General features: G+C 62.7%; 4 protein-coding genes. 2 read left to right on the top strand and 2 right to left on the bottom strand.

The annotated features are described in order from the left end of the window. Together HP546_RS26455 and HP546_RS26450 are read right to left on the bottom strand one after the other, a co-directional pair. The coding region (locus tag HP546_RS26455; RefSeq protein WP_172231665.1) for a class I SAM-dependent methyltransferase at positions 1 to 716 on the bottom strand (716 nt) is incomplete at its 3' end. A 270-nt stretch (positions 717 to 986) separates the two neighbouring features. Then, positions 987 to 3,173 (bottom strand): OsmC domain/YcaO domain-containing protein, encoded by a 2,187-nt coding sequence (locus tag HP546_RS26450; protein ID WP_172231662.1) that lies wholly within the window; start codon positions 3,171 to 3,173, stop codon positions 987 to 989. A gap of 258 nt (positions 3,174 to 3,431) precedes the next feature. Between HP546_RS26450 and HP546_RS26445 the strand changes: the two genes are divergently transcribed. Together HP546_RS26445 and HP546_RS26440 are read left to right on the top strand one after the other, a co-directional pair. Next, positions 3,432 to 3,887, top strand: a complete 456-nt coding sequence (locus HP546_RS26445; RefSeq protein WP_172231659.1) for a (2Fe-2S)-binding protein — start codon at positions 3,432 to 3,434, stop codon at positions 3,885 to 3,887. After that, positions 3,887 to 4,510 (top strand): molybdopterin cofactor-binding domain-containing protein (locus HP546_RS26440; RefSeq protein WP_172231656.1); only part of this gene is annotated, 624 nt, incomplete at its 3' end. The genes HP546_RS26445 and HP546_RS26440, both read left to right, overlap by 1 nt.

Genomic DNA, 4,510 nt, shown 5'->3' with positions numbered 1-4,510 from the left:
CGCTCCAACGCCTTGGCCGCCTCCGGCTCCAAAGCGGCGAACGCCTTGTGCACCGGCCCGTACCATGTCCGGAAAACCTCGATGAAGTGCGCTGCCGAGCGGTAGCGGAAATTGAAGTGCTGGCGGCTGACGTTCAATTCGCCATGCGCCCCCTCGAACATCACGCGCAGCTGGGCCTCATCGCCCCAGCGCGAAGGCGGCAAAGCCCCGGCGGGCGGTGGTACATGCAGGCCAAGGGTCTTGAACATCTGGCCTACGAAGCCTTGCGGGGTCCAGTTGGCCAGGCCGATGCGACCACCGGGCCGGCACACCCGCGCCAGCTCGCGCGCGGCTTGGGTCTGGTCGGGGGCGAACATCACACCGAAGGTGGACAGCACTGCATCGAAACTGCCATCGGCGAATGGCAAGGCTTCGGCATCGGCGGCCTGGAACACCACGTTCAGGTGCTCGGCCCGCGCCCGTTCTTCGCCGCGCTTGAGCAGTTCGGGCACGTAATCGGTGGAGGTAACGCGACAGCCGCGCCGGGCAGCGGCCAGGGTGGCGTTGCCGTTGCCGGCGGCAACGTCCAGCACCTGCTCGTCCCAGCGTAGGTCACAGGCCTCGGCCAGGCGTTCGCCAACCAGCTGCAGAGTGGTGCCGATTACCGCGTAATCACCACTTGCCCAAGCGGCTTGTTGGCGGGTTTTCAGGGCATTGTTGTCCAAAGGGGTGCTCATGGTCTGCGCCTTCTTGTTGTGCGCGGCCGAGGTCCTTCTGGCGGTGTATGCGCCGGTGGATCAAAAGGATGGGTGCAGAAAGCTACGCCTTTGGCAGGCGCAGCGGCAAGACGAAATAGGGATAGGGACAAGATCGAGGCGTTATATGAGGTATGCCCGGCCCTTCATATGACTTTGGCATTGATTGTTGGCGGTGATATCGGATTCGCCGGCAAGCCCGCTCCACAGGGACCACATGATCCCTGTAGGAGCGGCTGGATGCAGCTGCGGTCAGGCCATTTTGGCCCTGGCAGCGTGCAGTTTCTTGTAGCTTTCGATCAGGCGCAGATGGCGGTCAAGGCCTTCGAGCTTCATGCTGGTAGGGGTGAGGCCGTGGAAACGCACGCTGCCGTCCACCGATCCCAGCACCGCGTCCATGCGCGGGTTGCCGAACATGCGGCGGAAGTTGGCTTCGTAGTCGACCATTTCCAGCTCGTCGTCCAGTTGCACTTCCAGCACCACGTTCAGGGCCTGGTAGAACAGGCCGCGCTCGACGGTATTGTCGTTGAACTGCAGGAACGCCTCGACCAGTTCCTTGGCATCTTCAAAACGCTGCACCGCCAGGCAGATCAGCAGCTTCAGCTCAAGAATGGTCAATTGCCCCCACACCGTGTTCTCGTCGAACTCCACGCCGATCAGCGTGGTGATGGTGGTGTAGTCATCGACGTCACAGTTGTCCAGGCGCTTGAGCAGCAGCTTCAGCGAGCGGCTATCGAGGCTGTGCAGGTTGAGGATGTCGGCACGGAACGACAGGGCGCGATTGGTGTTGTCCCAGATCAGGTCCTCGACCGGGTAGATTTCCGAATAACCAGGCACCAGAATGCGGCACGCGGTGGCGCCAAGGTTGTCATACACCGCCATGTACACTTCCTTGTCCAGCGCTTCGAGGATACCAAACAGGGTGGCGGCTTCCTGGAGGTTGGAATCCTCACCGTGGCCGGAGAAGTCCCACTCCACGAATTCGAAGTCGGCCTTGGCACTGAAGAAGCGCCACGACACCACACCGCTGGAATCGATGAAGTGCTCGACGAAGTTGTTCGGCTCGGTCAGCGCGTGGCTTTCGAAGGTGGGCTGCGGCAGGTCGTTCAGGCCCTCGAAGCTGCGGCCCTGCAGCAGTTCGGTAAGGCTGCGCTCCAGCGCCACTTCAAGGCTAGGGTGGGCGCCGAACGAGGCGAACACGCCGCCGGTACGCGGGTTCATCAGGGTCACGCACATGACCGGGAACTCACCGCCCAGCGAGGCATCTTTCACCAGCACCGGGAACCCCTGCTCTTCCAGCCCCTGGATACCGGCGACGATGGCCGGGTACTTGGCCAGCACCTCCTGCGGTACGTCCGGCAGGCACAGCTCGCCTTCAAGGATTTCGCGTTTGACCGCGCGCTCGAAGATTTCCGACAAGCACTGCACCTGCGCCTCGGCCAGGGTGTTGCCGGCGCTCATGCCGTTGCTGAGGAACAGGTTTTCGATAAGGTTGGACGGGAAGTACACCACCTGCTGGTCGGACTGGCGCACGAACGGCAGCGAGCAGATGCCGCGCGCCTTGTTGCCCGAGTTGGTGTCGTACAGGTGCGAGCCACGCAGCTCGCCATCCGGGTTATAGACCTCGAGGCAGTGCGCATCGAGGATTTCGGCCGGCAGCGCATCGCGTGGGCCAGGCATGAACCACTGCTCGTTCGGGTAATGCACGAACGACGCGTTGGCCAGGTCTTCGCCCCAAAACTGGTCGTTGTAGAAGAAGTTGCAGTTCAGGCGCTCGATGAATTCGCCCAACGCCGAGGCCAGCGCGGCCTCTTTGGTCGAGCCTTTGCCGTTGGTGAAGCACATCGGCGACTGCGCATCGCGTACATGCAGCGACCACACGTTAGGCACGATATTGCGCCACGAAGCGATCTCGATCTTCATGCCCAGCCCGGCGAGAATGGCGGACATGTTGGCGATGGTCTGCTCCAGCGGCAGGTCCTTGCCGGGAATGTAGGTGCTGGTGTCCGACACCGGCATCAGCAGCCCCTGGGCATCGGCATCGAGGTTGTCGACCACTTCGATGACGAATTCCGGGCCGGTCTGCACCACCTTCTTGACCGTGCAGCGGTCGATGGAGCGCAGGATGCCCTGGCGGTCCTTCTCGGAAATGTCCTCGGGCAGCTCCACCTGGATCTTGAAAATCTGGTTGTAGCGGTTTTCCGGGTCGACGATGTTGTTCTGCGACAGGCGGATGTTTTCGGTGGGGATGTCGCGGGTCTGGCAGTACAACTTGACGAAGTAAGCCGCGCACAAGGCCGAGGACGCCAGGAAGTAGTCGAACGGGCCTGGGGCCGAACCATCGCCCTTGTAACGGATCGGCTGGTCGGCGATCACCGTGAAGTCGTCGAACTTGGCTTCTAGACGGAGATTGTCGAGAAAATTGACCTTGATTTCCATGCGGGTTTACCGTGATTTAAGCGTGCAAAACGAAATTGGCCGGCATTATCCGGGTTTTCACGCAGGAAGTCCTCCCCGCATCTGAACGCAGCGCGGCCGCAGGCTTGCGCATTTCACCGGATTGCTTGCCCGATCCTCTGCCGCCGCCCGGTCAAGGGACGCGCGGTCGTAGAGGTGTGCTAGCGTTTCTGCACTGGAGAACAACGTATTCCCCAGGCAAAAAACACAGCGACAGCAACCGTGAATGGCAGGTGAACCATGGAACTACGCATCAACCAGAAGACCTATCAGGTCGAGGCGGACGCCGACACGCCCTTGTTGTGGGTAATTCGCGATGACCTGGGCCTGACCGGCACCAAGTATGGCTGCGGCCTGGCCCAGTGCGGCGCCTGCTCGGTGCTGGTGGACGGCAATGTGGTGCGCGCCTGCGTTACCCCGGTGGCCGGAGTGGTCGGGCGCGAGGTCACCACCATCGAAGCGATCGAGGCCGATGCGGTCGGCAAGCGCGTGGTCGCCGCCTGGGTCGAGCACCAGGTGGCCCAGTGCGGCTACTGCCAGTCTGGCCAGGTGATGGCGGCCACGGCGCTGCTCAAGCACACCCCCAAACCCAGTGACGCGCAGATCGAAGCGGCGATGGTCAACCTGTGCCGCTGCGGCACCTATAACGCTATCCATGTCGCCGTGCATGACCTGGCTCAGGGGGAAACAGCCTGATGAACACCCCAGCCGATACCCCCGCCGAACTGCTCAAACTGCAGCTTGGCGAAACAGTCAATCTGTCACGCCGGCGCTTTATCGCCGGCACTGCGGTCGGCGCCTTGGTACTTGGCTTCGGCCTGCCCATGGGCACGGCCCGGGTGCAAGCGGCGGCCACAGCAAGCGCGCAACGCGGCACCCAGGTGCCGGCGTTTCTGGAGATCCGCCCGGACGGTACGGTGCGCCTGCTCAGCCCGTTCATGGAAGGCGGCCAGGGGCCTTTTACCGCCATGGCGCAGATCGTCGGCGAAGAGCTGGATGTCGACCCTGCCAACTTCGTGGTGGACAGCGCGCCACCCGGCGAAGCCTATGTGGTGATGGAAAACGGCATGCGTATTACCGGTGGCAGCATGTCGGTGCGCATGAGCTACCCGACCATGCGCCGCCTGGGCGCTTTGGCCCGTGCCATGCTGCTGCAGGCAGGCGCCGAACAGCTCGGCGTACCGGTCGAACAGCTGTCCACCACGCCGGGTAACGTAGTACATACCACGACTGGCCGCTCAATTCCCTACGGTGAGCTGGCCGGGCGCGCGATGGACCTGCCGGTGCCTGATCCGAGCACGGTCAAGTTGCGCGACCCC

The organism is Pseudomonas sp. CM25, from assembly GCF_013179705.1.
Lineage (GTDB): Bacteria > Pseudomonadota > Gammaproteobacteria > Pseudomonadales > Pseudomonadaceae > Aquipseudomonas.
Note: the sequence above shows the minus strand (reverse complement) of the source record. Positions and strands in the feature narration are given on the sequence as shown.